The sequence below is a fragment of the Nocardia exalbida NBRC 100660 genome (genome assembly GCF_000308575.1).
GTDB lineage: Bacteria > Actinomycetota > Actinomycetes > Mycobacteriales > Mycobacteriaceae > Nocardia > Nocardia exalbida.
On the sequence record NZ_BAFZ01000107.1, the window covers coordinates 23,939 to 47,043 of the forward strand.

Sequence of the window (23,105 nt, forward strand, 5' to 3'; positions counted from 1 at the left end):
TCACCCCCCCTCATCAGCGCATTCCGTCCCGTCGGCGCGGATACCGCCCGGTTTCTGATTGCTCTCGCTCCGGTCGGCTATCCGCAGCGGACCCACGGATCCGCGCCGGGTCGTAGAGGTGGGATTCGGCGCACGAGACCGTTGGGGTGAGCGCGCGGCCCACCAGGATCACCGCTGCCTGCCGCAGTCCGGCGGCCTCGACCTGGTCGGCGATGTCGCCCAGGGTGCCACGCAACACCAGTTGCTCGGGTTGGCTGGCGCGGTAGACGACGGCGGCCGGGCAGTCCGATCCGTAGTCGGCGGCCAGTTCGGCGGCCAGGGAGCGGATGCGGGTGATGGCCAAGTGCAGCGCGAGCGTGGCGCCGGTCGCGGCGAAGTTCGCCAGCGCTTCGGACTCGGGCATCGCGGTGGAGCGGGCCTGGGTGCGGGTCAGCACCACGGACTGCACCAGTTCCGGCACCGTCAGCTCCGCGCCGAGCACCGCCGCCGCGGCGGCGTAGGCGGGCACGCCCGGCGTGACATCCCACGGCACCCCGTGCGCGTCGAGTCTGCGGGTCTGCTCGGTCAGCGCCGAGTACAGCGACGGGTCACCCGAGCACAGACGAGCCACATCCTGACCCGCACGGTCCGCGCGCACCAGACGCTCGATGATCTGGTCGAGATCCAGGTGCTGGGTGTCGACCAGCTCGGCGTCCGGCGCGCAGTACGCCAGCACGCCGGGATCGAGATAGGTCCCCGCGTACAGGCACACCGGCGACGCGCGCAGCAACTCGACCGCGCGCACCGTCAGCAGATCGGCCGCGCCCGGCCCGGCCCCGATGAAGTGCACGGTCATGCGCGCGAGTGTATTGACCGCACACCGCCCACCCAGCACCCAGGATGCAGGGCCGGCCGCTCAGGCGGTGGCGTCGAAGTGGGCGATCACCTTGTCGGGCCGCAGGCGGACGACGAGTTCACCGGGGACGCCGTTGCGCTTGCCGAACTCCTCGGCGCGGTCGGCGCCCATGTAGCGGCCGCCGATCTCGGTGGCGGTGCGCAGCAGTTCGTCCGGGTCTTCCGAGAGAGTGACCGTGCCCCGCAACTGGACCGACGCGTAGGGCGGCTCCTCCAGGTCCACGCATACCGAGACGCGCCCGTCCCTGGCGAACGCCTTGCCCTTCGCGGTGGACCTGCCGGTGTTGAAGACCAGCTCGTCCCCGTCGATGACGAACCACACCGGCGTCACCATCGGACTGCCGTCGGCGGCCACGAACGCCACCTTGCCGGTGCGGGTGCCATGGGACAGGAAGTCGCGCACTGCGGGATCGGAGAGAGAGGCCATCCGCTCACCCTAGGTCGCGGCCGATGACCGAGCACGCGACACTCGCGCACCGACCGCGCTATCCGCACCTGACATTCCCGCCGCGGATGCCCTTCAGGGCGACCCCACTGGCAATTTCATACGCAAACGCATATCATCTGCGAATGCTTACTAACTCCTCCGATCATCAGACCGACGACCGGTCCAGCGGCACCGGCGAACAGCCGTTTTCCGCGGGGACCGTGCTGATGCCCTGGCAAGCCGGGCCGCGACACGACACACCAAGTCCGGTGTTCGTCAGCGTGACCGACTTCCTCGCCTCCTCCGAGGAGGACGTTCAGGAGATCTACAAAACGGGGATGCGACTGGGCCGGACCTGGCCCGTGATGCAGGGCGCGGTCGGCCTATGGCTGTGGGGTAGGCCCTCGGAGGCGCGCGGCGGTTCGATCTCCGTGTGGGAAACCGAGCAGGACATGCGGCGGTTCGTGCGCTGGCCGGTGCACACCGACATCATGCGGAAATGGCGCGGCCGGGTCCGCGTCGCCACCGACTCGTGGCAAGCCCCCGAATTCGAAGTGCAGGCGGTGTGGGCACGGGCGAGCAACACGATCGACTTGCGCCCGCATCCACAGGCCGGATGACCCGTACGGCGTCCGCGCTCCGGATGGGCGAGCAGACCGAGCGCCCCGGAGAACTACTCCGCCGCTGATGCGCGTATCAGGGTGGCAGCACCCTGGCATCGGCAGGGATCATGCCGAGTTCTCGTATCCTCTCCAACCGTGCCACCGCGCCATTGATGGCGTTGTCGTGGAGACCGGCGTCGCCGAGCGCCGCCCGGAAGCGGTCCATATCGACGCCATGAACCCCGCGCAGCACATCACCCTCGAGTCGCACACCCTTCTGCGCCATGGCGAAATCGGAATCGATATTGATTTCCAGCGGTCGAGTCGACAGGGGAAACGATCGACCGTGATCGATGGCGACCACTTCGAGCTGCCCGTCGCGTTCGACGGTGCGATAGTTGCCGGGATGGCGATCGAGCGCACCGATCACGTAATCGAGTACCGCGACCTGCTGTTGCTGGCCTTTCGGATAGTCGCCGACCGCCCGCGCGGGCTTGGACTCGACGAACTGCTGGATCATGCCCGGCCCTGAGGCCCTGCCGTCGGGTCCGATCACACCGTCCGTCCGAGCGGTCGGTGGCACCCTGCCGAAACCGAGTAGTTCATCGACTCGATATGCCGCGATCTCGCGACTCGTCAACGCACCGGGAGCATGCACGAAAGGCAACCCCGCGTCGTAGTGCTCACCATGGATCGGTTTGTAGATGTTCAATTCGCCGTCGTCCGAGCGCATCCTCCTTACTGCGGTGGAGCTTTTCGCTACGGCTCCCCTCATCTCGCCCTCGAACCCGACATCCGTGGTCAGCCGACGTGCACGCATGGCGGATTCGGCCGCACCGGGCTGGTAATCCCACGTTCGCTGCCGAGCCGCCTGCGCCGGATGCACCTGCATCCGGGTACGCGCCTCTTCCAGCAGATGCGACGACCGCTCGTCGGCATCCCGGAACTCGCGAGCACCGAGGTCCAACGTGCTACTGGTGCGCCGATAGGTGCCCGCGGCCCTCCTCGACCCCAGATCGAGGGTTCTGGTCAGGCGTTGGGTGATGTTGCGAAGTAGAGGGGTGACACTGTTTCTCACCGCGAGGACGGCGCCGACGCGCCATCCGAACCCGATGCCGGGTTCGCGGACCACGGGGTACGACGGCCCGGCCGCGGCGCTTCTTCCGGGCTTTCGTCGACGACGCGGTAGTAACTCGTCGGCGGCGCCTCCAGCAACGCACGCAGGAAAGGCGGACCTTCGGTCGGCATCATCCGCGCGGGCGGGTCGAACGCTGCGACACCGCGCTCATACAACCTTTCGGCGAACAAGCATCCGTCAGGGTCGGTCACGGTGAGCGTCACACCGCCATCGGTGTCCAACCGAAATTCGGCTACGCGGCGTGGTCGCGCATAACCGACGTCATAGATCGCCACCGAACTCGGCGTGTACTCGGCCATGAACCCTCATCTTCACCCGCGACGAGACGTCCGACAGCGGCACGACCTCCGACCCGAGCGGCATCTCGGGAGCGGACTTGACGTCTCATGGAAGCAACCTACTACCGGAGCGGGAGGAAGTCACTGCGAGTGGATCGCTCCGGTTCCAGATGCACCCCGGTTCCACCCGGGCGTGATGAGCGACTCCGGCGAGGGCGCCGTGCCGTCGAGTGCGACATGAGCGAGCTACAGCACGGCGATATCAAAGCTACTGACCCGCTATCGTCCAGCGGTCATTCGATCTCCGGTGCGTCAAGGCTGCCGAGGAAGGCGGCCCGCGCGTCGGTCCCTCCGCTCACATGTGGCCCGGGAACCCACGGTGTGGCGGCGCGGCCGGGCGCCGACCGAGCCCCTGCGCCGGGATCTGCCGGGATTCGAGAGTGATCAGCGCGCACACCGCCATGATCTCGTCCGCACGAAATTCCACATGGTTCAGCGTCGGAGTGAGCACCGCGACCGCGCCGACGCGACGCACCACGGTGAGCAGCGCCGCGAGCGACGCGGGGGCGGTCGGACCGGCGACCAGCGTGCGCGCCAGATCGAAACCCGACGCCTTCGCCAGCGCCCGGATTTCCATCTCGTGCCTGCGCGCGCGCCGCCCGGAGATGTCGCGGCGCAGATACCCGACCACTTTCGGCTTCATGTTCACCTCTCGTTCGATGGGAGCGCCCGCCGCCGGGGGCTTTCGCCACCGTTCGCGGCTCACCGCGTCCGGAGTGCCGTGCCGACACGACATCGCCCCGGCGGCGCGCGCCCCTAGAGCCTCGAGGAACGCAGAGCGCACCGCGACGCTGTCAAGCGCGCGAGGCCAGGTGTGCGATATCTGCCGTTGTCCCTCCCCACCTGGGAACTTGTGCTTAAAGTTCGCTCATCACAGCGGATTTCGCCGAACAGGGGGCCGGAAAGTGATCGACCACGAGATGAACGGCGCATGGACGACGCCGCGATTCCGCAAGTTGCTCGCCGAAGGGCAGCCCGGACAAGCCCTCGCCCTCGTCCGCAAGGAAATGGGACTCTCCCAAGCCGACTTCGGCGCCCTCCTGCATTGGGACCGCACCCACGCGGGGCGGGTGGAACGCGGAGAAGTGGGGACCATCTTCGACATTCGCGAATTGGTCCGCGCCGCCGACGCACTGGGTATTCCCCGCTCCGCGCTGCTGCCACTCTTGCTCGCGACACCCGATCCGGGGACCATCGACTACAGGGGGGTCGAAGGAGTCGATGACGTGGACCGCAGACAATTCGGCCTGGCAGCGACGATTACGGCGGTGGCGGGCGTCTCCATGCCGCCGACCGGGGCGGCTGAACCGATTCGAGTCGGCACCGGCCATATCACCTATATCCGTGTGCTCACGCAACGGCTGTGGGAGCACGACAACCAGCACGGAGGCGGCGGGGCATTCGACTACGCATCGCGGCAATACGCTTCCGTGCGGCGGCTGCTCGACTCCAAGTCATACGGCCACCGCATTGGAGCCGAATTGCTGAGTGCCACGGGATGGCTGTCGAATACCGTTGCCTGGCTGGCTCGCGACAGTAATCACCCGGGCACTGCTCGGCGGCACCTGACGGAATCGGTTCTGCTGGCCGAACAGTGCGGTGACAACGCCTTGCTGGCCGCTGCCCTCGGAGACCTCGCGAATCTGGCCGCCTCCTCCCCTGCCTCGTTCGCCGAGCCCGTGCGCATTGCCCGGCGCTCGACCGAACTCGTCAGCAACATACCGTCGGCTCGCATGAACGCTCTGAAGGCCGCCGAGGAGGCAACCGCGTACGCGGCCGTCGGTGACGAACAGGAATTCGACCGCGCGATGGCGCGAGTCTGGCGTGAGGCCGATCGCGGTCTCGACAGCCCGGACGACCCGGCGTGGTTGGAGCACGTCAACGAGGCCGAGCTGCGCGCTCACGAGGCGCGCGGACTCCGCATGCTCGGACACCACGCGCGAGCGGCCGAGCTGTGTCGGGAGAGCGTCTCCCACGAGAGCTGTTTCCCGCGCGACGAAGCGTCGTACCGCACCTACTACGCCGCCGCCCTCGCCGGCCTCGGCGACACCACCTCCGCGATCACCGAAGCCCACACCGCCCTCACCCTGCTGGAAGGCCCGGTCAACTCACCACGCCTCCTGACCGAACTACGCCCCGTCCGCACAGCCGCCGACCACACACACAGCGACGACGCCCAACACTTCCGCCTTCGATTCGACACCCTCGCCGCCACGGCATGACCCGAACGTCCAACGCCGGGCGTTTCAGCCACCGCCCGCAGCTCACAGCGTCCGGAGTGCCGTGCCCACACGACATCATCCTGACGGCACGTGTAGCTCGAACCTCGAAGTACGAAGGCACATCGCGCCACTGTCGAGCGCCCGGGTTCAACTGAGCGAATCCACCGCTGCTTTGCATAATCCATGCTGTGTGGCTCAGATTTCTTGCACAGCAATAATTTCGGGTCAGGGGGCCGGAAGTGACCAAATACGAGATGGACGGCGTGTGGACGACGCCGCGATTCCGCAAGTTGCTCGCCGAAGGGCAGCCCGGACAAGCCCTCGCCCTCGTCCGCAAGGAAATGGGACTCTCCCAAGCCGACTTCGGCGCCCTCCTGCATTGGGACCGCACCCACGCGGGGCGGGTGGAACGCGGAGAAGTGGGGACCATCTTCGACATTCGCGAATTGGTCCGCGCCGCCGACGCACTGGGGGTGCCGCGTAAGGCGTTGCTTCCAATCTTGCTGGGACCGGTTGATCCGAGGACCATCGAAGACGGGGGTAAAGGAGCCGACGACATGGACCGCAGACAATTCGGCCTGGCAGCGACGATCACTACGATGGCCGCCAGCGCCCCGGCACCTTCCGCGTCATTCCAGGTCGGGTCCGGCCATGTGAACTACTTCCAGACGCTGACTCGGCGCATGTGGAATCACGACAATCACTTCGGTGGCGGGGACATCGCCGAGTTCGCCCTCCGTCAATACGGTTTGGCTCGTCGCCTGCTGGACCACGGCGTGTATGGCCGACACACCGGCCTCTGCCTGTTGACCGAGACGAGCCGCCTTGCGCGCTGCGCTGGTTGGCTCTGCCTGGACGCTGGGCGCATCACTGTCGCGCGGCGGTGCTACATCGAAGCGGTGTTGATGGCCGAGCAGGCCGACAACGACGAACTGCTCGCCAACGCGCTGGCCAGCTTGACGTTTCTGACCACCGAGAGACCGGCCAGCCGAGAACCGGTGCGCCTGGCGCAGCGCGCCAGCCATCTGGCTCGTCGCATCCCGTCGGCTCGGCTGAACGCGGTCCGGTCCGCCCGTGAAGCCGTGGCGCACGCGGCAATCGGGGAACGACAGGATTTCGAGCAGGCGATGACTCGTGCCTGGCGTGAGGTCGATCGTGGACTCGACGATGTCGACGAGCCGGTCTGGCTGCATCACGTCACACCGACCGAAATCAGATCGATCGAGGCACGCGGCCGCGTCTATTTGGGACAGCACGACCGGGCAGTCGGCACCTACCGCGACACGATCGGTGACGGCGGCACCCAGCGTCCGCGCGACGAAGCGTCGTACCGCACCTACTACGCCGCCGCCCTCGCCGGCCTCGGCGACACCACCTCCGCGATCACCGAAGCCCACACCGCCCTCACCCTGCTGGAAGGCCCGGTCAACTCACCACGCCTCCTGACCGAACTACGCCCCGTCCGCACAGCCGCCGACCACACACACAGCGACGACGCCCAACACTTCCGCCTTCGATTCGACACCCTCACCCGCACCGCATGACCCGAACGCCCCGCACCGCCCGTTTAAGCCAGCACCGCAGCTCGCAGTGCCGATTCTGAGCGGATTCTCGGCTCCGACCACCCAGCACCTGAAATCGAGGTGAACGCGGCCAGCGGGACTGTGGATTGCTCCTCTGTCAAGCAGCGGTGGGAGTTTCGGCTGACGGGTGATCGAGGTCGGCGATCATCGCGCGGTAGACGACGTCGGAGAGCCGGCGTTTGAGGATCCGCAGCGCAGGATTGGTCGAGCCGGCCGCGGTCAACGCGTCGTGTTGTGCTTCGGGATGCTGATCGCGCGTCGAGACGCGCCCGTAGCCGATTCGCACGCGGCGCAGCGTATCGCCAACCCTCGATAGGTTGACATTGCCGCGTACACGGCAACCTTTACACAATCGTCCTGGACAAACGTGTTGCCGCCGAGGGTGTCTCGCGATCGATCGTTTTCGACGCACACCGGTGCAGTGCGATCAGGCTCGGGCAATGACGCAATACGCGGGCAACTCCATCGTCATGGCGCATCCCAGCGCGATCCTGCTTTGCGAGGGGCTCGAATCGATCTACCGCCCGGCGGACGACGACAGCGCGGTGGGCCTGCGCCAGAGTTGGTTGCATAACGATAGTTAGGCACGTACTGTCACTATCGTGACGCAACGGACTAGTTACTTGGGCATGGAGTGTCCGGTCGCCCGCAGCCTCGAGGAAGTCGGGGAGTGGTGGAGCATTCTGATCCTGCGGGACGCCATGTTGGGCTTGCGCAGGTTCGACGAGTTTCAGCGCAGCCTCGGTGTGGCACCCACCACGTTGACCAGGCGGTTAACCGCCTTGGTGGAGAACGGCCTTCTAGTCAGGCACCGCTACAGTCAGCGACCGCCGCGCGACGAATATGTCCTCACAGACAAAGGCCGCGACTTTCACCCCGTCGTGGTGGCCCTGCTCGCTTGGGGCAACCGCCACCTGGCGGGCCCGGCAGGACCGGCTCTCGTACTCATCGACCGCGACAACGGCGCAGTCATGGACCCGATAGTCGTCGATGCCGCCACCCGAGAACCCATCGCCCAACGGCGAGCCGTTCTGACCGCAGGCCCCGGAGCGGGGCCGGAAATTCACGAGCGCCTGAGAATAGCCGCGCAGCGACGCAAGGCAAATGGATAGGAGAACCGATGAACCAGCCCGCCAAGCCGATCCTCGTCACCGGTGCGACAGGCCGCCACGGCGGCACCGGCCGGTATGTGGTGCGTCGCCTACTGGAGGAAGGCCATGACGTCCGGGTGCTCACTCGCGCGTTGACCGAGCACACGACGTACCTGGCGTCGCAGGGGGCCGAGATCGTAGTCGGCGACCTGCACAACCGGGCGAGCCTGGTCCCGGCATTGGACGGTGTCGATTTGATCTACCTGACCTACCCCATCGCCGACGGGGTGATCCCGGCGGCTGCCAACTTCGCCGCCGCTGTACGACAGGTCGGCCGCTCGCCGCGAGTGGTGGTGATGTCGATGGGCCCCGCGTTCCCCGACAGCCCCAGCCATCTCGGCCGTGCGCAATGGCTGGCCGAGGAAGTCCTCACCTGGGCGGGGATCGATCTGCTGATACTGCGTATCACGGCGTTGTTCCACGAGAATGTGGCAGTCCTGCACGCCCAGTCGATCCGCGAGAACAACACCTTCGGTAATAGTTTCGGAGACGCGCCGGCACCGTGGATCGCGGGCAGGGACGCGGCAGAGCTGGCGGTAACCGCCCTGCTGCACCCGGAGCGATTCTCCGGCGCCATCGTCGAGCGACTGAGTGGCTCCGAGATCGCCTCGCATACCGAACTGGCCGGCGTGCTCTCCGCGGAGCTGGGACGACCGGTGCGTTTCGAGGGGATATCCAGCCAGGCGTGGCAGGACGACTTGACCGCGCTTGCCGCGGCGCAGCAGGGCACGATGATCAACGCCGATATGGCCGCACACATCAGCGCGGTCGGGGCGGCTATCCAGGCGGCCGGAGCACCGACATTGCCCGCCGACCCGGTCGGCCTCGAGCGGTTGATCGGCCGACGACCGTTTACATTCGCCGAGTTCGCCCATGAGCAGCGTGAATTGTTCGATCCCGCCTACTGACGTACCCGCCGCAGCCGGTCTGGGTGCGCCTTCTGCTCATCAAGGCGTGACACAGAGAAGAGCCCTTGGATCCACAGTCCCCTCGATGCGGGCCGGGTTCAGGCCGGTCGTCGTCGCACGGCGTCGGAGATGACTGCTGCGACGAACTTTTCGACTGCCGCTGTAGTCGGGGGGCCGGGGTCGCGGTCTGTGAACAACAGGTGGGCGCCACCGACCAGGGAGAGGGTCAGTGAGTCGATGTCCGCGTCGGCGGCGATGCGGCCCCGTTCGCGCTCGTCGGTCAGGTAAGTGGAGATCGCGGTCGTCGCCTCGGCGAGGATCGCCATGCCGCCGCCGGGCCTGGCTTGCCGCAGTCGGGCGCGCAGTTCGTCGCGGAAGGTGATGAGCGGGATGATCGCCAGCGGCACGGGGCCGAACAGAATGGTCAGAGCGCCGGTCAGATTGGCGGCCACCGTGCCGGAGCCCGCGGAGGCGCATAGCGCACCGGCCTGCGCTTCGAGCCGCGCGGCCCGATCGAGCACGAGATCGGTGAGGAAAGTGTCGAAGTCGGTGAAGTGCCGGTGCAGAACGCCTTTGGCGCAGCCCGCCTCGTCGGTGACAGCCCGGCTGGTCAGCCCGTTCGGCCCGTCGCGCAGCAGCACGCGCTCGGCGGCGTCGAACAGTTGCTGCCGCGCGTCGCGAAGGTGCATCCCGGTCGGCACTCACCAATCCTCTCGTGCGTAGATCCAGCGGCATTATTGCTCAGTGGGCATGCGCCCACTAAGGTGGGCGCATGCCCACAATGCCGCAGGAGCAACCAGCACCGCCCCCGGCGCAGCCGGGACAGTTCCAGCAGATGGCCGTGTCGTTCGGGTTGGACACACAGCGCTACGACCAGGCCCGGCCCGCCTACCCCGACGCATTGGTGGCGCGAATCCTCGCCGAGGCCCCGGGGACGGACGTGCTCGACGTGGGCTGCGGTACCGGCATCGCCGGTCGCCAGTTCCAAGCCGCAGGGTGCACGGTGCTCGGCGTGGAACCCGATGCGCGGATGGCCGACTTCGCGCGAGCCCGCGGGCTGCGGGTCGAGGTGGCGACCTTCGAGGCATGGCAGCCGGGCGACCGGATGTTCGACGCGGTGATCGCCGCTCAGTCGTGGCATTGGGTGGACCCGGGCACCGGTGCCGCGAAGGCGGCCGGCGTGCTGCGTCCAGGGGGACGGCTGGCGATCTTCGGGCACGTGTACGAGCCACCCGCCGAAGTCGCGGAACCGTTCGCCGCCGCCTACCGGCGGGTCGCGCCGGACTCCCCGTTCAGCGGCCAACCGGCTCGGCGCCCCCTCGAGCTCTACCAAGCGGGATACGCGAAATTCGCCGACCAGATCCGCGAGACCGAACTATTCGGAGATCCCGAACAGTGGCGATTCGACTGGCAGCAGCCCTATACGCGCGACCAATGGCTCGAGCTGCTCCCCACCACAGGCGGCCTCACCCCACTGCGTGCCGATCAGCTGGCCGAGATACTGGACGCGGTCGGCGCCGCCATCGACTCGCTGGGCGGATCCTTCACGATGGACTACACCACCCTGGCCGCGACCGCCGCACGCGCAGACACTCCCTGACGGCCGCGCTCGGCACCGCGCGAAGCTACTTCGCGGCTCGGGCCGGCTCCAGGATCGCGGGGCCGCCACGGGGGGGGGCGGCCCCGTCCGGGTAGCCGTCGACCGCGCACGTGGGCGACGACGCCGAGCACTCCCGATGACCAGCGAGTCTCAGCGCGGGCGGCCGAGCAGGGTGTCGCGCCGGTCGGCCACCATGGCGCGGATCGCCGTGACGACGGCGGCCACTTCCGGGCGGCGGAGGGTTTCGGTGCGGGCAACGAGCCAGTAGCCGAGCGTGACGGTCACCGAATCGGCGAGGACGCGAACGAGATCCGCGTGCCGGTCGGCCATGAAGCAGGGCAGCAGGCCCAGACCGGCGGCGGCGCGGGTGGCTTCCACGTGCACGAAAACGTTGGTGGAGGTGACCGATTCGCGCATCGCGGGCACGAAGCTGGAGGCCAGGTCGAGATCGTCGACTTGCAGCATGGAATCGATGAAGTACACCAGCGGATACCGCGCCAGATCGTCGATGGTGGCGGGCGCGCCGTGTTCGCGCAGGTATTCGCGGGAGCCGTACAGGCCCAGGCAGTAGTCGGCCAGATGCGTGGCGGTGGCGCGGTGCACCTGCGGCTCCCCCACGACTATCTCGAGGTCCAGGCCCGATCGCTGCTGCGACGCGCGCCGGGTGGTCGCCACAATCTCGACCGAGATCTTCGGATGCCGCCGCTGCACCTCGGCGGCGGCGGGCGCGGCGATGTAGGCGCTGAAGCCGTCGGTCGCCGAGACCCGGACCACGCCCTCCAGGTTGCCGCCGGCGTCGGCGGCCAGCGATTTCACCGCCGACTCCACCGCCTCGGCCGCGGCAAGGGCCGCCCTGCCGAGATCGGTAAGTTCCCAGCCACCGGTGACCCTGGTGAGCACTCGGCCGCCGAGCGTCTGCTCCAAGGCGGCGATGCGCCGGGAGATGGTGGTGTGGTTGATGCCGAGTTCTTCGGCGGCCGTGACGAATCGGCCCGACCGCCCCACAGCCAGGAGTACGAGGAGGTCGTCGGCACTGGGACGACCAGGCGACGCCGGACGCATATCTGCATCTTTGCAGAGAGGCACTGCACAAATGGTCATTGCGGCACGATTCGTCTGCACTAATACTCGGTGCAGCCAAGCATTGTGGGGGCCGTCACATCGAGAACGAAGTGTGGCCCCCGGCACGAAGGAGAAGTGCGATGAGGGAGCACAGCGCCGCAGCGACCGCGGCGGCGGATTCGGGCGCGACGACCAGTGGCTTGCGCCGCGTGGTGGCCGCGTCGATGGCGGGCACGATCGTGGAGTGGTACGAGTTCTTCCTCTACGGCACCGCCGCCACGCTGGTATTCAGCAAGGTGTTCTTCGCCAAGGACACCAGCGACCTGGACGCCATCCTGGCCGCGTTCGTGACCTACGCGGTCGGCTTCGCGGCGCGTCCGCTCGGCGGCGTGGTCTTCGGGCACTTCGGCGACAAATACGGCCGTAAGAAGCTGCTGCAATTCAGCCTGGTACTGGTGGGCAGCGCGACCTTCCTGATGGGCTGCCTGCCCACCTTCGGACAGATCGGCTACTGGGCGCCCGCGCTGCTGGTCGCCCTGCGCTTCATCCAGGGTTTCGCGGTCGGCGGTGAGTGGGGCGGCGCGGTGCTGCTGGTCGCCGAACACAGCCCGAGCCGCAGCCGCGGATTCTGGGCGAGCTGGCCGCAGGCGGGCGTGCCCGCGGGCAATCTGCTGGCGACCGTGGTGCTGCTGGTGCTGACCTCCACGCTGTCGGACGAGGCGTTCCTCGGCTGGGGCTGGCGGGTGGCGTTCTGGCTGTCCGCGGTGGTGGTGCTGATCGGCTACTACATCCGCACGAAGATCACCGACGCGCCCATCTTCGTCGCGGCGCAGCGGGAGGCCGAGCGGATCGAGGCGACCTCGCTGAGCGTGGTCGAGGTGCTGCGCCGCTACCCGCGCGGCGTGCTCACCGCGATGGGGCTGCGTTTCGGCGAGAACGTCATGTACTACCTGGTGGTGACGTTCACGATCACCTATCTCAAGGTCGAGGTACACGCCGACACCCAGGTGATCCTGTGGTGGCTGCTCGCCGCGCACGCCGTGCACTTCGTGACGATCCCGCTGGTGGGCAACCTGTCCGACCGCTTCGGCAGGCGACCGGTCTACCTGGTCGGCGCGCTGGCCGCGGGCACCTGGGGCTTCTTCGCCTTCCCGATGATGGACAGCGGCCACAACGCGGTCATCATGTCCGCCATCATCATCGGCCTGATCTTCCACGCCTTCATGTACGCCGGGCAGCCCGCGATCATGGCCGAGATGTTCCCCACCCGGATGCGCTATTCCGGCGTGTCCCTCGGCTATCAGGTGACCTCGATCGTGGCCGGTTCGCTCGCGCCGATCATCGCCGTCCGCCTGCTGAACACCTATCACTCCGCGGTGCCGATCGCCTGGTACCTGGCGGGCGCCGCGGCGGTGAGCGCGATCGCCGTGCTCGCCGCACGAGAGACGAAGGGACTGACCTTGGAAAGCATCGATCACGCCGACGCCGAGACCCTCGGCGCGCGGACCGAAGTGACCGTGCGATGAGCGATTTGGCCGGGCGCAGCGCCCTGGTCACCGGCGGCGCGAGCGGCATCGGCGCGGCCTGCGCCCGCGTGCTCGCGGCGCGCGGCGCGACGGTGACGGTGGCCGACGTCGACGATGTCGGCGCGAAGGCGGTGGCCAGGGAACTGGGCGGCAAGTCGTGGGCGGTGGATCTGCTCGACGTCGCGTCGCTGGAAGGGTTGGAACTCGACACCGACATCCTGGTGAACAACGCCGGGGTGCAGCACGTCAGCCCGATCGAGGACTTCGCGCCGCAGCGGTTCCGCGATCTGCTCACCCTGATGGTCGAGGCGCCGTTCCTGCTGGTGCGCGCGGCGCTGCCGCACATGTACCGGCAGGGCTGGGGACGGATCGTCAACATCTCCTCGGTGCACGGGCTGCGCGCCTCCGAGTACAAGGTGGCCTACGTGACGGCCAAACACGGGCTGGAGGGGCTGTCGAAGGTCACCGCCCTCGAGGGCGGCCCGCACGGCGTGACCAGCAACTGCGTCAACCCGGGATATGTGCGGACACCGCTGGTGGACAAGCAGATCGCCGACCAGGCCAAGGCGCACGGCGTGCCCGAGCAGGAGGTGGTGGAGAAGATCCTGCTCACCGAGAGCGCGATCAAACGCCTCGTCGAGCCGGAGGAGGTCGCGTCGCTGGTGGGCTGGCTCGCCTCGCCGGAGGCGAGCATGGTCACCGGTGCGGCCTACACGATGGACGGCGGGTGGAGCGCGCGATGAGGGCGCGCTCAGCCCAGCGCGGTCAGCGCCATCCCGCGCAGCACCGGCCGGGCCCGGGCGGCGGTCGCCTCGCCCGCGCTGTGCGGGGTGGAGTTGATCAGGCCGAAGACGGCGTGGGCCTGCACCCGCGCCGTCTCCTCGGGTAGCTCCGGATGCAATTCGCGCAGCACGCCCACCCAGATCTCCACGTACTGGCGCTGGGTGCGGCGGATCTCCCTGCGGGCCGGGGCGGGCACGTTGTCCAGGTCGCGATCCTGGATGCGGATCAGCTCCGGTTCGCCGAGCGCGAAGTCCAGGTGGTGATCGACCAGCCCGGCGAGCGCCAGCTCGGCGGAGTTCGTGCCCGCCACCACCGCCTTGCCGCCGTCGAGCAGGCGCTGACTCACCCCGACCAGCAGCTCCACCAGCAGTGCCTCTTTGTTCGGGAAGTGCCGGTAGACCGCGGGACCGCTGATGCCGACGGCCGCGCCCAGGTCGTCCAGGCGCATACCGAGGAAGCCGCGATCGGCGATCAACCGCGCTCCGGCTTCCAGCAGTTGCGCCCTGCGTTGCGCCTTCAGTTGCTCGCGACGGGTGGGCGCGACGGGTTCGGCACTGGTCACACGCGTTCCTCTCCACCGACCTGGACATCTCGGTTAATCAACACTAACCTGAATTCCAGTTATCGTCGACTAACTGGACGACAGGATGGCGTGATGACCGTTACCGAAGAGGCCGTCGGAAACCGGGCCGCGCACACGGCGCTGGTCGACGACCTGCGCGCCCGGCTGGACGCCGCGGCGCTGGGCGGGCCCGCGAAGGCGCGCGAGCGCCATATCGCGCGGGGCAAACTGCTGCCCCGGCAGCGGGTGGACCAGCTGCTGGACCCGGGAAGCCCGTTCCTCGAACTCTCCCCGCTCGCCGCTACCGGGATGTACGGCGACGACTCCCCCGGCGCCGGGATCATCACCGGGATCGGACGGGTGTCCGGCCGGGAATGCGTAATCGTGGCCAACGACGCGACGGTCAAGGGCGGCACCTACTACCCGATGACGGTCAAGAAGCATCTGCGCGCGCAGGAGATCGCGGCGCAGAACCGCTTGCCGTGTGTGTACCTGGTCGACTCCGGCGGCGCCTACCTGCCGCACCAGGACGAAGTGTTCCCCGACCGGGAGCATTTCGGGCGCATCTTCTACAACCAGGCGACCATGAGCGCCAAGGGAATCCCGCAGATCGCCGCGGTGCTCGGCTCGTGCACCGCCGGTGGCGCCTATGTGCCCGCGATGAGCGACGAGGCCGTGATCGTGCGCAACCAGGGCACCATCTTCCTCGGCGGCCCGCCGCTGGTGAAGGCCGCGACCGGTGAGGTGGTCACGGCCGAGGAACTCGGCGGCGGCGAGTTGCACTCGCGCACCTCGGGCGTCACCGACCACTTGGCCGAGGACGACCAGGACGCGCTGCGCATCGTGCGCCGCATCGTGGCCACCCTCGGACCGCGCACGCCGGTCCCGTGGGACCTCCGGCCCGTCATCGCGCCCGCCGCGCCGGAATCCGAGCTCTACGACGTGGTGCCGGTGGATCTGCGCACCCCCTACGACGTGCGTGAGGTGATCCACCGCCTGGTCGACGGGACTGCGGAGGGCGAGAGCGGCTTCCACGAGTTCAAGGCCGGCTACGGCAAGACCCTGGTCACCGGCTTCGCGCACATCCACGGGCATCCGGTGGGCATCGTCGCCAACAACGGCGTGCTGTTCAGCGAATCCGCCATGAAAGGCGCGCATTTCATCGAGCTGTGCGACAAGCGCAGCATCCCGCTGTTGTTCTTGCAGAACATCACCGGCTTCATGGTCGGCCGCGACTACGAGGCGGGCGGCATCGCCAAGCACGGCGCGAAGATGGTCACCGCGGTGGCCTGCGCGCGCGTGCCGAAGCTCACCGTCGTCATCGGCGGCTCCTACGGCGCGGGCAACTATTCGATGTGCGGGCGCGCGTATTCGCCGCGATTCCTGTGGATGTGGCCGAACGCCCGCATCTCGGTGATGGGCGGCGAGCAGGCCGCGTCGGTGTTGTCGACTGTGCGCGGTGACCAGCTCGACAGCAGCGGGCAGCCCTGGTCGGCCGAGGACGAGGAGGCGTTCAAGGCCCCGATCCGGGAGCAGTACGAAAGCCAGGGCAACCCCTACTACTCGACCGCCCGGTTGTGGGACGACGGCGTCATCGATCCCGCCGACACCAGGACCGTGCTCGGGCTCGCTCTCTCGGTGTGCGCGCAAGCCCCGCTCGAACCCGTTTCCTACGGCGTATTCCGGATGTGATGGCGATGCTGAACAAATCCGTTCCCGTCGGGTTCGACACCGTGCTCGTCGCCAATCGCGGCGAGATCGCGGTGCGGGTGATCCGCACGCTGCGCGCGCTCGGCATCCGCTCGGTGGCCGTCTACAGCGACGCCGACGCCGACGCCCGCCACGTCCGTGAAGCGGACACGGCGGTGCGCCTCGGCCCGGCCCCCGCCCGGGAGAGCTACCTCGCCATCGACCGGGTGGTGGCCGCCGCCGTGCGCGCCGGCGCGCAAGCGGTCCACCCCGGCTACGGGTTCCTCTCGGAGAATGCCGCTTTCGCCGCGGCGCTGGCCGAGGCGGGCATCGTCTTCCTCGGCCCGCCCGCCCGCGCCATCGAGGTGATGGGCGACAAGATCACCGCGAAGAACACCGTGGCCGCGTTCGGCGTCCCGGTGGTGCCCGGCATCGCCACGCCCGGCCTGACCGACGACGACCTGATCGCCGCCGCTGCCGAAGTCGGCTATCCGGTCCTGGTCAAGCCGTCGGCGGGTGGTGGAGGCAAGGGCATGCGCCGGGTGGACGATCCGGCCCGGCTGCCGGAGGCGCTGCGCAGCGCCCGGCGCGAGGCGGCCGCCGCGTTCGGTGACGACACGCTGTTCCTGGAGCGTTTCGTCACCCGGCCGCGGCATATCGAGGTGCAGGTGCTCGCCGACCAGTTCGGCAACGTGCTGCACCTGGGCGAGCGCGAATGCAGCTTGCAGCGCCGCCACCAGAAGGTGATCGAGGAGGCGCCCTCGCCGCTGCTGGACGCGGCCACCAGGGCCAGGATCGGCGCCGCCGCCTGCAACACCGCGCGCAGCGTGGACTACGTGGGCGCCGGCACCGTGGAGTTCATCGTCTCCGCCGACCGCCCCGACGAGTTCTTCTTCATGGAGATGAACACCCGCCTCCAGGTGGAGCATCCGGTCACGGAACTGGTCACCGGCGTCGACCTGGTGGAATGCCAGGTCCGGGTGGCGGCCGGGCAGAAGCTGGCGGTGGCGCAGGACGACATCCGCATGGTCGGGCACGCGATCGAGGCCAGGGTGTACGCCGAGGATCCCGGACGCGGGTTCCTGCCGACCGGCGGCACGGTGCTCGACCTCGACGAGCCGGAGGGCCCCGGTGTCCGGGTCGATTCCGGCTTGCGGATCGGCACGCGCGTCGGCAGCGACTACGACCCGATGCTGTCGAAGGTCATCGCGCATGCCGCCGACCGGACCGCCGCGCTCGCGAAACTCGATCGGGCGCTGGCCGACACCGTGCTGCTGGGGGTGACCAGCAATATCGAGTTCCTGCGCTTCCTGCTGGCCGATCCGGACGTGGCGGAGGGACGACTGGACACCGGCCTGCTGGACCGCCGGGTGGCCGACTTCCGTCCCGCTTCCGTCGGCGACGACGAGTTCGCCGCCGCCGCTGCCCGGCATTGGCTGCGCCGCTGGCCCGCCACGCCGCGCGATCCATGGGAGATCCCGTCCGGCTGGCGAATCGGAGCCGACGCGCCCACACCGATCCGGCTCGCGGGCGGGGAGCGGGTCGAGCACGTCCATCTCTCCGGTACACCCGGCGACGGCGCGGTTCGAGTCGGTGACAATGGTGAAACACGTTCGCTGACAGCCGCATTCACCGGTGATCGTTGCGCGGGAGTGCTCACCCTCACGCTGGACGGCCTGCGCCGCACCTACCGGGTCGCCGAGCAGGACGGCCTGCTGTGGGTGGCCGGACCCGCCGGTATCGCGGCGCTGCGCGAGGTGGCCGAGGTCAACGTGCGCGGCGGCGACGAACACGTGGGCGACGCCGAGATCCGCTCCCCCATGCCGGGTTCGGTGATCGCGGTGCCGGTCGCCTCGGGTGTCGCGGTCGCCGCGGGCGATCCGGTGGTCATCGTGGAGGCGATGAAGATGGAGCACTCGCTCACCGCACCGGTCGCCGGAACCGTCGAACTACTGGTCGAGCCGGGCGCGCAGGTGCGCCTGGACCAGGTGCTCGCGCGCGTCGTCGCGCAGGCCGAAGCGAATCACGCCGAACGAGAAGGAATCCCCACATGACCGACTTCCTGTCCACCGGCACGCTGCCGGAGGAGTACCGGGATCTCGCGCTGACCGTGCGCGACTTCGCGCGGTCGGTGGTCGCTCCGGTGGCGGCCGAGCACGACGCGAACCACACCTTCCCGTACGAGGTGGTCGCGGGCATGGCCGAGATGGGCCTGTTCGGCCTGCCGTTCCCTGAGGAGTACGGCGGCATGGGCGGCGACTACTTCGCGCTGTGCCTGGCGCTGGAGGAACTCGGCAAGGTCGACCAGAGCGTCGCGATCACGCTGGAGGCGGGGGTCTCGCTCGGCGCGATGCCGATCTACCGCTTCGGCAACGACAAGCAGAAGCTGGAATGGCTGCCGCAGCTGACCAGCGGCCGCAACCTGGCCGCGTTCGGGCTCACCGAACCGGGCGCGGGCAGCGACGCGGGCGGCACCAGGACCACCGCGGTCGCCGACGGCGGCGAGTGGATCATCAACGGCAGCAAGCAGTTCATCACCAACTCCGGCACCGACATCACCAAGCTCGTCACGGTGACCGCGGTGACCGGGCAGACCGGCGGCAAGAAGGAGATCTCCACCATCCTGGTGCCCACCGACACGCCCGGTTTCGTCGCCGAGCCCGCGTACAACAAGGTCGGCTGGAACGCCTCCGACACCCATCCGCTGAGCTTCACCGACGTGCGCGTACCCGAGGAGAACCTGCTCGGCGAGCGCGGGCGCGGCTACGCGAACTTCCTGCGCATCCTCGACGAGGGGCGCATCGCCATCGCCGCGCTCTCGGTCGGGGCCGCGCAGGGTTGTGTGGACGAAAGTGTGCGCTACGCCAAGGAGCGCGAGGCGTTCGGCCAAGTGATCGGGCGCAACCAGGCCATCGCGTTCAAGATCGCCAGAATGGAGGCGCGGGCGCACGCCGCCCGGGCCGCCTATTACGACGCGGCGGCGCTGATGCTGGCGGGCAAGCCGTTCAAGAAGCAGGCGTCCATCGCGAAGCTGGTGGCCAGCGAGGCCGCCATGGACAACGCCCGCGACGCGACGCAGATCTTCGGCGGCTACGGGTTCATGAACGAATACGCGGTGGCCCGGCACTATCGCGACAGCAAGATCCTGGAAATCGGCGAAGGGACGACGGAGGTGCAGCTGATGCTGATCGGCCGGGAGCTGGGCCTGTGACCCGGCGTGCGGTCGTGCAGCGCGGCCTGTGGTTCGAGGAGTTCGACACCGAGGTGATCTACGAGCACCGGCCCGGCCGCACCATCACCGAGGCGGACAACGTCCTGTTCACCACGCTGACCATGAACACCCAGGCGTTGCACCTGGACGCGGCGTTCAGCGACCAGTTGCCGCCATTCCACCAGCGGCTGGTGAACTCGATGTTCACGCTGTCCACCTTGATCGGGCTGTCGGTGGCGCAGCTGACCCAGGGCACCATCGTGGCCAACCTCGGCTTCTCCGAGGTCGCGTTCCCCAAGCCGGTGTTCCACGGCGACACCATGTACGCCGAGACCGTGGTCACCGACAAGCGCGAGTCCAAAAGCCGTCCGGGCGAGGGCATCGTGACCTTCGCGCACACCGGGCGCAACCAGCACGGCGACGTCATCGCCACGGCCGTCCGAAAGACGCTGGTCCGCAAAGCCCCGGAGGGCTCGGCGTGAGCGGTCAGGGCCGGAGGCGGCAGCGCAGCGTGACCACGCAGGCCCCCGCTCACGCCGACAGCAGACACAGCATGAAGGAAACGGTATGAACTGGCAGATGGCGGGCCCGGCCTGGTTGTTCTGCCCCGCCGATCGCCCGGAACGCTTCGCGAAGGCGGCGGCAGCGGCGGATGTGGTGATCCTCGACCTCGAGGACGGCGTCGCCGCGCACGACAAGGCGGCGGCGCGTAAGGCGCTGGTGGACACCCCATTGGATCCGGCGACCACGGTGGTGCGGGTCAACGCGGCGGGCACCGAGGACCACGCGCTCGATCTCGCGGCCCTCGCAGGTACCGCCTACCGGCGGCTCATGCTGCCGAAATGCGAGTCGGCCGAACAGGTCACGGCGCTGCCCGAGCACGAGGTGATCGCGCTGATCGAGTCGCCGCTCGGCGCGCTCACAGTCGGCCATGTGATGACGGCGCACAACGCGATCGGCGTCATGTGGGGCGCGGAGGATCTGGTGGCCGGGCTCGGTGGCACCGGGAGCAGGCACGCCGACGGCAGTTACCGCGACGTGGCCCGCCACGTGCGCTCCAGCACGTTGCTGGCCGCCAAGGCCTACGGCAAGCTGGCGCTGGATTCGGTGTATCTGAACATCCGAGATCTGGACGGGCTGCGCGCGGAGGCGGAGGACGCGGTCGCGGTCGGTTTCGACGCCAAGGTCGCCATCCACCCGAGTCAGGTGGCGGTGCTGCGTGCCGCCTACGCGCCCTCGGAGGAAGAGGTCACCTGGGCCCGGCGAGTGCTGGAGGAAGCGCCGAAGCACCGCGGGGTCTTCGCCCTGGAGGGCAGGATGGTCGATGGCCCCGTATTCCGGCACGCCGAGCAGATCGTGCGGCGCGCCGACCGCGCCTGAGCACCGAGTTTCCACAGTCAGGAGGACCGCGATGCAACCGCAATGGGTGCCGACCGCAGAAGACATCGCCGCGGCGAAAGTCACCGACTTCGCGCGATTCGTCGCCGAGCGCACCGGTGTGCGCACGGCCGACTATCACGCGCTGTGGCAGTGGTCGGTGCAGGATCTCGCCGGGTTCTGGCACGCGCTGTGGGACTATTTCCAACTCGGCGACGTCGCGGGAGAGGTATTGGCGAACGCCGAGATGCCGGGGGCGCGATGGTTTCCCGGCACCCGGCTGAACTACGTGGACCAGGTGATCCGGCAGCTGCGCACCGACCGGCCCGCGATCAAGGCGGTCAGCGAGGACGCGCCGATCCGGGAGGTGTCCTGGGCCGAATTGATCGACCACACCGCCGCTTTCGCACAAACGCTGCGTTCGCTGGGTGTGCGGCCCGGTGACCGGGTGGCGGGGTATCTGCCGAACATCCCGGAGGCGGTGATCGCGTTCCTGGCCACCGCGAGCATCGGCGCGGTCTGGAGCGCCTGCGGGCAGGACTATTCCCCGAAAGCCGCGCTGGACCGGCTCGGGCAGCTCGAACCCACCGTGCTGGTCACCGCCGACGGCTACCGTTTCGGCGGCAAGGCGCACGACAAGCGCGCGGACGTCGCCGCCTTGCGCGCGGGCCTGGACAGCTTGAAGGGCACGGTCGTGGTCCCCCGGCTCGGGCTCGAGGTACCGGACGCGACCTCATGGGACGACGCGATCACCAGCACCGAGTCGCTGCCGCCGGTGATCACCACCGAGTCGGTGGATTTCGACCATCCGCTCTGGATCGTGTTCTCCTCCGGCACCACCGGCCTGCCCAAGGGCATCGTGCACGGCCACGGCGGCGTGCTGCTCGAGCATCTCAAAGCCGTTGCCCTGCAATCCGACATCGGCCCCGAGGACACCTTCTTCTGGTACACCAGCCCGAGCTGGATGATGTGGAACTTCCAGATCGCGGGCCTGCTGACCGGGGCCACCATCGTCACCTACGACGGCAGCCCGACCGCTCCCACCCCCGACGCGCTGTGGCGCATCGCCGCCGAGGTCGGGGCCACCGTGCTCGGCGCCAGCCCCGGCTATGTGCTGGCGTGCATCAAAGCGGGCTCCGTACCGCGTACCGATCACGACCTGTCGGCGCTGCGCGCGGTCGGCATCACGGGTTCCTCGCTGCCCACCTCCTCGGCGCTGTGGCTGGGCGAGAACGTCGGCGAGCACGTCCAGGTCTCCTCGATCAGCGGCGGCACCGACGTGGTGTCCGCGTTCATCGGCGGCGTGCGCACCGTGCCCGTGTGGCCGGGCGAGCTGTCGGCGCCCTATCTCGGCGTCGCGCTGGACGCCTACGACCCGGCGGGGCAGCCGGTGCGCGGCGAGGTGGGCGAACTGGTCGTCACCGCGCCGATGCCGTCCATGCCGGTCGCCTTCTGGCGCGACGAGGACGGAAAGCGCTACCACGACGCGTATTTCGACATGTTCCCCGGCGTGTGGCGGCACGGCGACTGGATCACCATCACCGATCACCACAGTGTGATCGTGCACGGGCGGTCGGACTCCACACTCAACCGGCACGGCATCCGGATGGGCAGCGCCGACATCTACCAGTCCGTCGAGCGGCTCCCGGAGATCGCCGAGGCACTGGTGATCGGAGCCGAGCAACCCGACGGCGGCTACTGGATGCCCCTTTTCGTGACGCTGGCCCCCGGCGCCGAACTCACCGACGAGCTGAAAGCCCGCATCAACAGCACCATCCGCACCGAGGTCTCCCCCCGCCACGTCCCCGACGAGATCATCCTCGCCCCCGGCATCCCGCACACCCGCACCGGCAAGAAACTGGAAGTGCCGATCAAGAAACTGTTCCAAGGCGCCGACCCGGCCCGCGTCGTCGAACGCAGCGCGGTGGACAACCCGGATTTGCTCGACTGGTACGGCACCGTGCGGCCCGGCGGGCAGGACTGAGGTCGCTCCCGAGAGCGGCCGCAGTGCCCGGATTTTCGCTTATCCACG

The 23,105-nt window shown here is 68.6% G+C and carries 24 protein-coding genes; 15 read left to right on the top strand and 9 right to left on the bottom strand.

Features of this window, described 5'->3' with window-relative positions; translation table 11 throughout:
* Positions 1-13: 13 nt before the first annotated feature.
* Both cobM and ON29_RS25015 read right to left on the bottom strand, forming a co-directional pair.
* Positions 14-835, bottom strand: coding sequence for a precorrin-4 C(11)-methyltransferase (cobM, locus tag ON29_RS25010; RefSeq protein WP_083864059.1), 822 nt, complete (start codon positions 833-835; stop codon positions 14-16).
* 60 nt (positions 836-895) lie between these two features.
* Positions 896-1,321: a PPOX class F420-dependent oxidoreductase gene (locus tag ON29_RS25015; protein WP_040870050.1), complete on the bottom strand. Its 426-nt coding sequence runs from the start codon at positions 1,319-1,321 to the stop codon at positions 896-898.
* Positions 1,322-1,464: 143 nt separating this feature from the next.
* On the opposite strand from ON29_RS25015, the gene ON29_RS34010 reads away from it, so the two are divergent.
* Entirely contained in the window at positions 1,465-1,941 is a 477-nt protein-coding gene (locus ON29_RS34010) for a hypothetical protein (protein WP_051175569.1), read from the top strand.
* Between the two features lie 76 nt (positions 1,942-2,017).
* Here ON29_RS34010 and ON29_RS25025 read toward each other — a convergent pair whose 3' ends face one another.
* From ON29_RS25025 to ON29_RS25035, 3 genes are all read right to left on the bottom strand, one after another.
* Entirely contained in the window at positions 2,018-3,001 is a 984-nt protein-coding gene (locus ON29_RS25025; RefSeq protein WP_157172894.1) for a protein kinase family protein, read from the bottom strand.
* Complete coding sequence (locus ON29_RS25030) at positions 2,998-3,360, bottom strand: hypothetical protein (RefSeq protein WP_040870055.1); 363 nt, start codon at positions 3,358-3,360, stop codon at positions 2,998-3,000. The genes ON29_RS25025 and ON29_RS25030 overlap by 4 nt, the downstream gene beginning before the upstream one ends.
* 334 nt (positions 3,361-3,694) lie before the next feature.
* Positions 3,695-4,042 carry a hypothetical protein gene (locus ON29_RS25035; RefSeq protein ID WP_051175570.1) on the bottom strand — a complete coding sequence of 116 codons (348 nt, stop codon included), beginning with the start codon at positions 4,040-4,042 and terminating at the stop codon, positions 3,695-3,697.
* Between ON29_RS25035 and ON29_RS38005 the strand changes: the two genes are divergently transcribed.
* Together ON29_RS38005 and ON29_RS25045 are read left to right on the top strand one after the other, a co-directional pair.
* Complete coding sequence (locus ON29_RS38005) at positions 4,041-5,621, top strand: helix-turn-helix domain-containing protein (protein ID WP_217999287.1); 1,581 nt, start codon at positions 4,041-4,043, stop codon at positions 5,619-5,621. The two genes, ON29_RS25035 and ON29_RS38005, sit on opposite strands and share 2 nt — an antisense overlap.
* 254 nt (positions 5,622-5,875) lie before the next feature.
* Entirely contained in the window at positions 5,876-7,165 is a 1,290-nt protein-coding gene (locus ON29_RS25045; protein WP_281032568.1) for a helix-turn-helix domain-containing protein, read from the top strand.
* A gap of 136 nt (positions 7,166-7,301) precedes the next feature.
* Here the strand turns inward: ON29_RS25045 and ON29_RS36750 are convergent, their stop codons facing one another.
* Positions 7,302-7,490, bottom strand: coding sequence for a hypothetical protein (locus tag ON29_RS36750; RefSeq protein ID WP_040870059.1), 189 nt, complete (start codon positions 7,488-7,490; stop codon positions 7,302-7,304).
* A gap of 154 nt (positions 7,491-7,644) precedes the next feature.
* On the opposite strand from ON29_RS36750, the gene ON29_RS36105 reads away from it, so the two are divergent.
* From ON29_RS36105 to ON29_RS25060, 3 genes are read left to right on the top strand one after another with little or no spacing between them, the layout of a single operon-like run.
* A complete protein-coding gene (locus tag ON29_RS36105; protein ID WP_157172895.1) occupies positions 7,645-7,788 on the top strand; it encodes a hypothetical protein in 144 nt (47 codons plus the stop codon).
* 18 nt (positions 7,789-7,806) lie between these two features.
* Positions 7,807-8,316 (top strand): winged helix-turn-helix transcriptional regulator, encoded by a 510-nt coding sequence (locus ON29_RS25055; RefSeq protein ID WP_217999288.1) that lies wholly within the window; start codon positions 7,807-7,809, stop codon positions 8,314-8,316.
* Between the two features lie 8 nt (positions 8,317-8,324).
* Positions 8,325-9,263, top strand: coding sequence for an NmrA family NAD(P)-binding protein (locus tag ON29_RS25060; protein WP_040870062.1), 939 nt, complete (start codon positions 8,325-8,327; stop codon positions 9,261-9,263).
* A gap of 98 nt (positions 9,264-9,361) precedes the next feature.
* Here the strand turns inward: ON29_RS25060 and ON29_RS25065 are convergent, their stop codons facing one another.
* Entirely contained in the window at positions 9,362-9,964 is a 603-nt protein-coding gene (locus ON29_RS25065; RefSeq protein WP_040870063.1) for a TetR/AcrR family transcriptional regulator, read from the bottom strand.
* 71 nt (positions 9,965-10,035) lie between these two features.
* On the opposite strand from ON29_RS25065, the gene ON29_RS25070 reads away from it, so the two are divergent.
* Positions 10,036-10,863 carry a class I SAM-dependent methyltransferase gene (locus ON29_RS25070; RefSeq protein WP_040870064.1) on the top strand — a complete coding sequence of 276 codons (828 nt, stop codon included), beginning with the start codon at positions 10,036-10,038 and terminating at the stop codon, positions 10,861-10,863.
* A gap of 150 nt (positions 10,864-11,013) precedes the next feature.
* Here ON29_RS25070 and ON29_RS25075 read toward each other — a convergent pair whose 3' ends face one another.
* Positions 11,014-11,964 (bottom strand): LysR family transcriptional regulator, encoded by a 951-nt coding sequence (locus tag ON29_RS25075; RefSeq protein WP_040870066.1) that lies wholly within the window; start codon positions 11,962-11,964, stop codon positions 11,014-11,016.
* A gap of 101 nt (positions 11,965-12,065) precedes the next feature.
* On the opposite strand from ON29_RS25075, the gene ON29_RS25080 reads away from it, so the two are divergent.
* Together ON29_RS25080 and ON29_RS25085 are read left to right on the top strand one after the other, a co-directional pair.
* On the top strand, positions 12,066-13,451 hold the full coding sequence (locus tag ON29_RS25080) for an MFS transporter (RefSeq protein WP_040870068.1): 1,386 nt from the start codon (positions 12,066-12,068) through the stop codon (positions 13,449-13,451).
* The gene (locus ON29_RS25085) at positions 13,448-14,194 is read left to right on the top strand and encodes a 3-hydroxybutyrate dehydrogenase (protein WP_040870069.1); all 747 of its coding nucleotides are present in this window, start codon (positions 13,448-13,450) and stop codon (positions 14,192-14,194) included. Before ON29_RS25080 ends, ON29_RS25085 begins: the two co-directional genes overlap by 4 nt.
* Positions 14,195-14,202: 8 nt before the next feature.
* Here ON29_RS25085 and ON29_RS25090 read toward each other — a convergent pair whose 3' ends face one another.
* Entirely contained in the window at positions 14,203-14,796 is a 594-nt protein-coding gene (locus ON29_RS25090) for an SACE_7040 family transcriptional regulator (RefSeq protein WP_040870070.1), read from the bottom strand.
* 93 nt (positions 14,797-14,889) lie between these two features.
* Between ON29_RS25090 and ON29_RS25095 the strand changes: the two genes are divergently transcribed.
* From ON29_RS25095 to ON29_RS25120, 6 genes are all read left to right on the top strand, one after another.
* The gene (locus tag ON29_RS25095; protein ID WP_040870071.1) at positions 14,890-16,488 is read left to right on the top strand and encodes a carboxyl transferase domain-containing protein; all 1,599 of its coding nucleotides are present in this window, start codon (positions 14,890-14,892) and stop codon (positions 16,486-16,488) included.
* A 5-nt stretch (positions 16,489-16,493) separates the two neighbouring features.
* Positions 16,494-18,539 carry an acetyl/propionyl/methylcrotonyl-CoA carboxylase subunit alpha gene (locus ON29_RS25100; protein WP_040870094.1) on the top strand — a complete coding sequence of 682 codons (2,046 nt, stop codon included), beginning with the start codon at positions 16,494-16,496 and terminating at the stop codon, positions 18,537-18,539.
* Complete coding sequence (locus ON29_RS25105; protein WP_040870073.1) at positions 18,536-19,696, top strand: acyl-CoA dehydrogenase family protein; 1,161 nt, start codon at positions 18,536-18,538, stop codon at positions 19,694-19,696. The genes ON29_RS25100 and ON29_RS25105 overlap by 4 nt, the downstream gene beginning before the upstream one ends.
* Positions 19,693-20,178: a MaoC family dehydratase gene (locus ON29_RS25110; RefSeq protein ID WP_040870074.1), complete on the top strand. Its 486-nt coding sequence runs from the start codon at positions 19,693-19,695 to the stop codon at positions 20,176-20,178. The genes ON29_RS25105 and ON29_RS25110 overlap by 4 nt, the downstream gene beginning before the upstream one ends.
* Before the next feature lie 85 nt (positions 20,179-20,263).
* On the top strand, positions 20,264-21,076 hold the full coding sequence (locus ON29_RS25115; protein ID WP_040870075.1) for an HpcH/HpaI aldolase/citrate lyase family protein: 813 nt from the start codon (positions 20,264-20,266) through the stop codon (positions 21,074-21,076).
* A gap of 31 nt (positions 21,077-21,107) precedes the next feature.
* Positions 21,108-23,057 carry an acetoacetate--CoA ligase gene (locus ON29_RS25120; RefSeq protein ID WP_040870076.1) on the top strand — a complete coding sequence of 650 codons (1,950 nt, stop codon included), beginning with the start codon at positions 21,108-21,110 and terminating at the stop codon, positions 23,055-23,057.
* The last annotated feature ends 48 nt before the right edge of the window (positions 23,058-23,105 follow it).

Coding starts and splice junctions, on each gene's coding strand:
- ON29_RS36105 (WP_157172895.1), top strand. CDS start 7,645: ATGACGCAATACGCGGGCAACTCCATCGTCATGGCGCATCCCAGCGCG.
- ON29_RS38005 (WP_217999287.1), top strand. CDS start 4,041: ATGTTCACCTCTCGTTCGATGGGAGCGCCCGCCGCCGGGGGCTTTCGC.
- ON29_RS25100 (WP_040870094.1), top strand. CDS start 16,494: ATGCTGAACAAATCCGTTCCCGTCGGGTTCGACACCGTGCTCGTCGCC.
- ON29_RS25030 (WP_040870055.1), bottom strand. CDS start 3,360: ATGGCCGAGTACACGCCGAGTTCGGTGGCGATCTATGACGTCGGTTAT.
- ON29_RS34010 (WP_051175569.1), top strand. CDS start 1,465: ATGCTTACTAACTCCTCCGATCATCAGACCGACGACCGGTCCAGCGGC.
- ON29_RS25095 (WP_040870071.1), top strand. CDS start 14,890: ATGACCGTTACCGAAGAGGCCGTCGGAAACCGGGCCGCGCACACGGCG.
- ON29_RS25060 (WP_040870062.1), top strand. CDS start 8,325: ATGAACCAGCCCGCCAAGCCGATCCTCGTCACCGGTGCGACAGGCCGC.
- ON29_RS25120 (WP_040870076.1), top strand. CDS start 21,108: ATGCAACCGCAATGGGTGCCGACCGCAGAAGACATCGCCGCGGCGAAA.
- ON29_RS25075 (WP_040870066.1), bottom strand. CDS start 11,964: ATGACCATTTGTGCAGTGCCTCTCTGCAAAGATGCAGATATGCGTCCG.
- cobM (WP_083864059.1), bottom strand. CDS start 835: ATGACCGTGCACTTCATCGGGGCCGGGCCGGGCGCGGCCGATCTGCTG.
- ON29_RS25070 (WP_040870064.1), top strand. CDS start 10,036: ATGCCCACAATGCCGCAGGAGCAACCAGCACCGCCCCCGGCGCAGCCG.
- ON29_RS25105 (WP_040870073.1), top strand. CDS start 18,536: ATGACCGACTTCCTGTCCACCGGCACGCTGCCGGAGGAGTACCGGGAT.
- ON29_RS25035 (WP_051175570.1), bottom strand. CDS start 4,042: ATGAAGCCGAAAGTGGTCGGGTATCTGCGCCGCGACATCTCCGGGCGG.
- ON29_RS25015 (WP_040870050.1), bottom strand. CDS start 1,321: ATGGCCTCTCTCTCCGATCCCGCAGTGCGCGACTTCCTGTCCCATGGC.
- ON29_RS25045 (WP_281032568.1), top strand. CDS start 5,876: ATGGACGGCGTGTGGACGACGCCGCGATTCCGCAAGTTGCTCGCCGAA.
- ON29_RS25115 (WP_040870075.1), top strand. CDS start 20,264: ATGAACTGGCAGATGGCGGGCCCGGCCTGGTTGTTCTGCCCCGCCGAT.
- ON29_RS25080 (WP_040870068.1), top strand. CDS start 12,066: ATGAGGGAGCACAGCGCCGCAGCGACCGCGGCGGCGGATTCGGGCGCG.
- ON29_RS25085 (WP_040870069.1), top strand. CDS start 13,448: ATGAGCGATTTGGCCGGGCGCAGCGCCCTGGTCACCGGCGGCGCGAGC.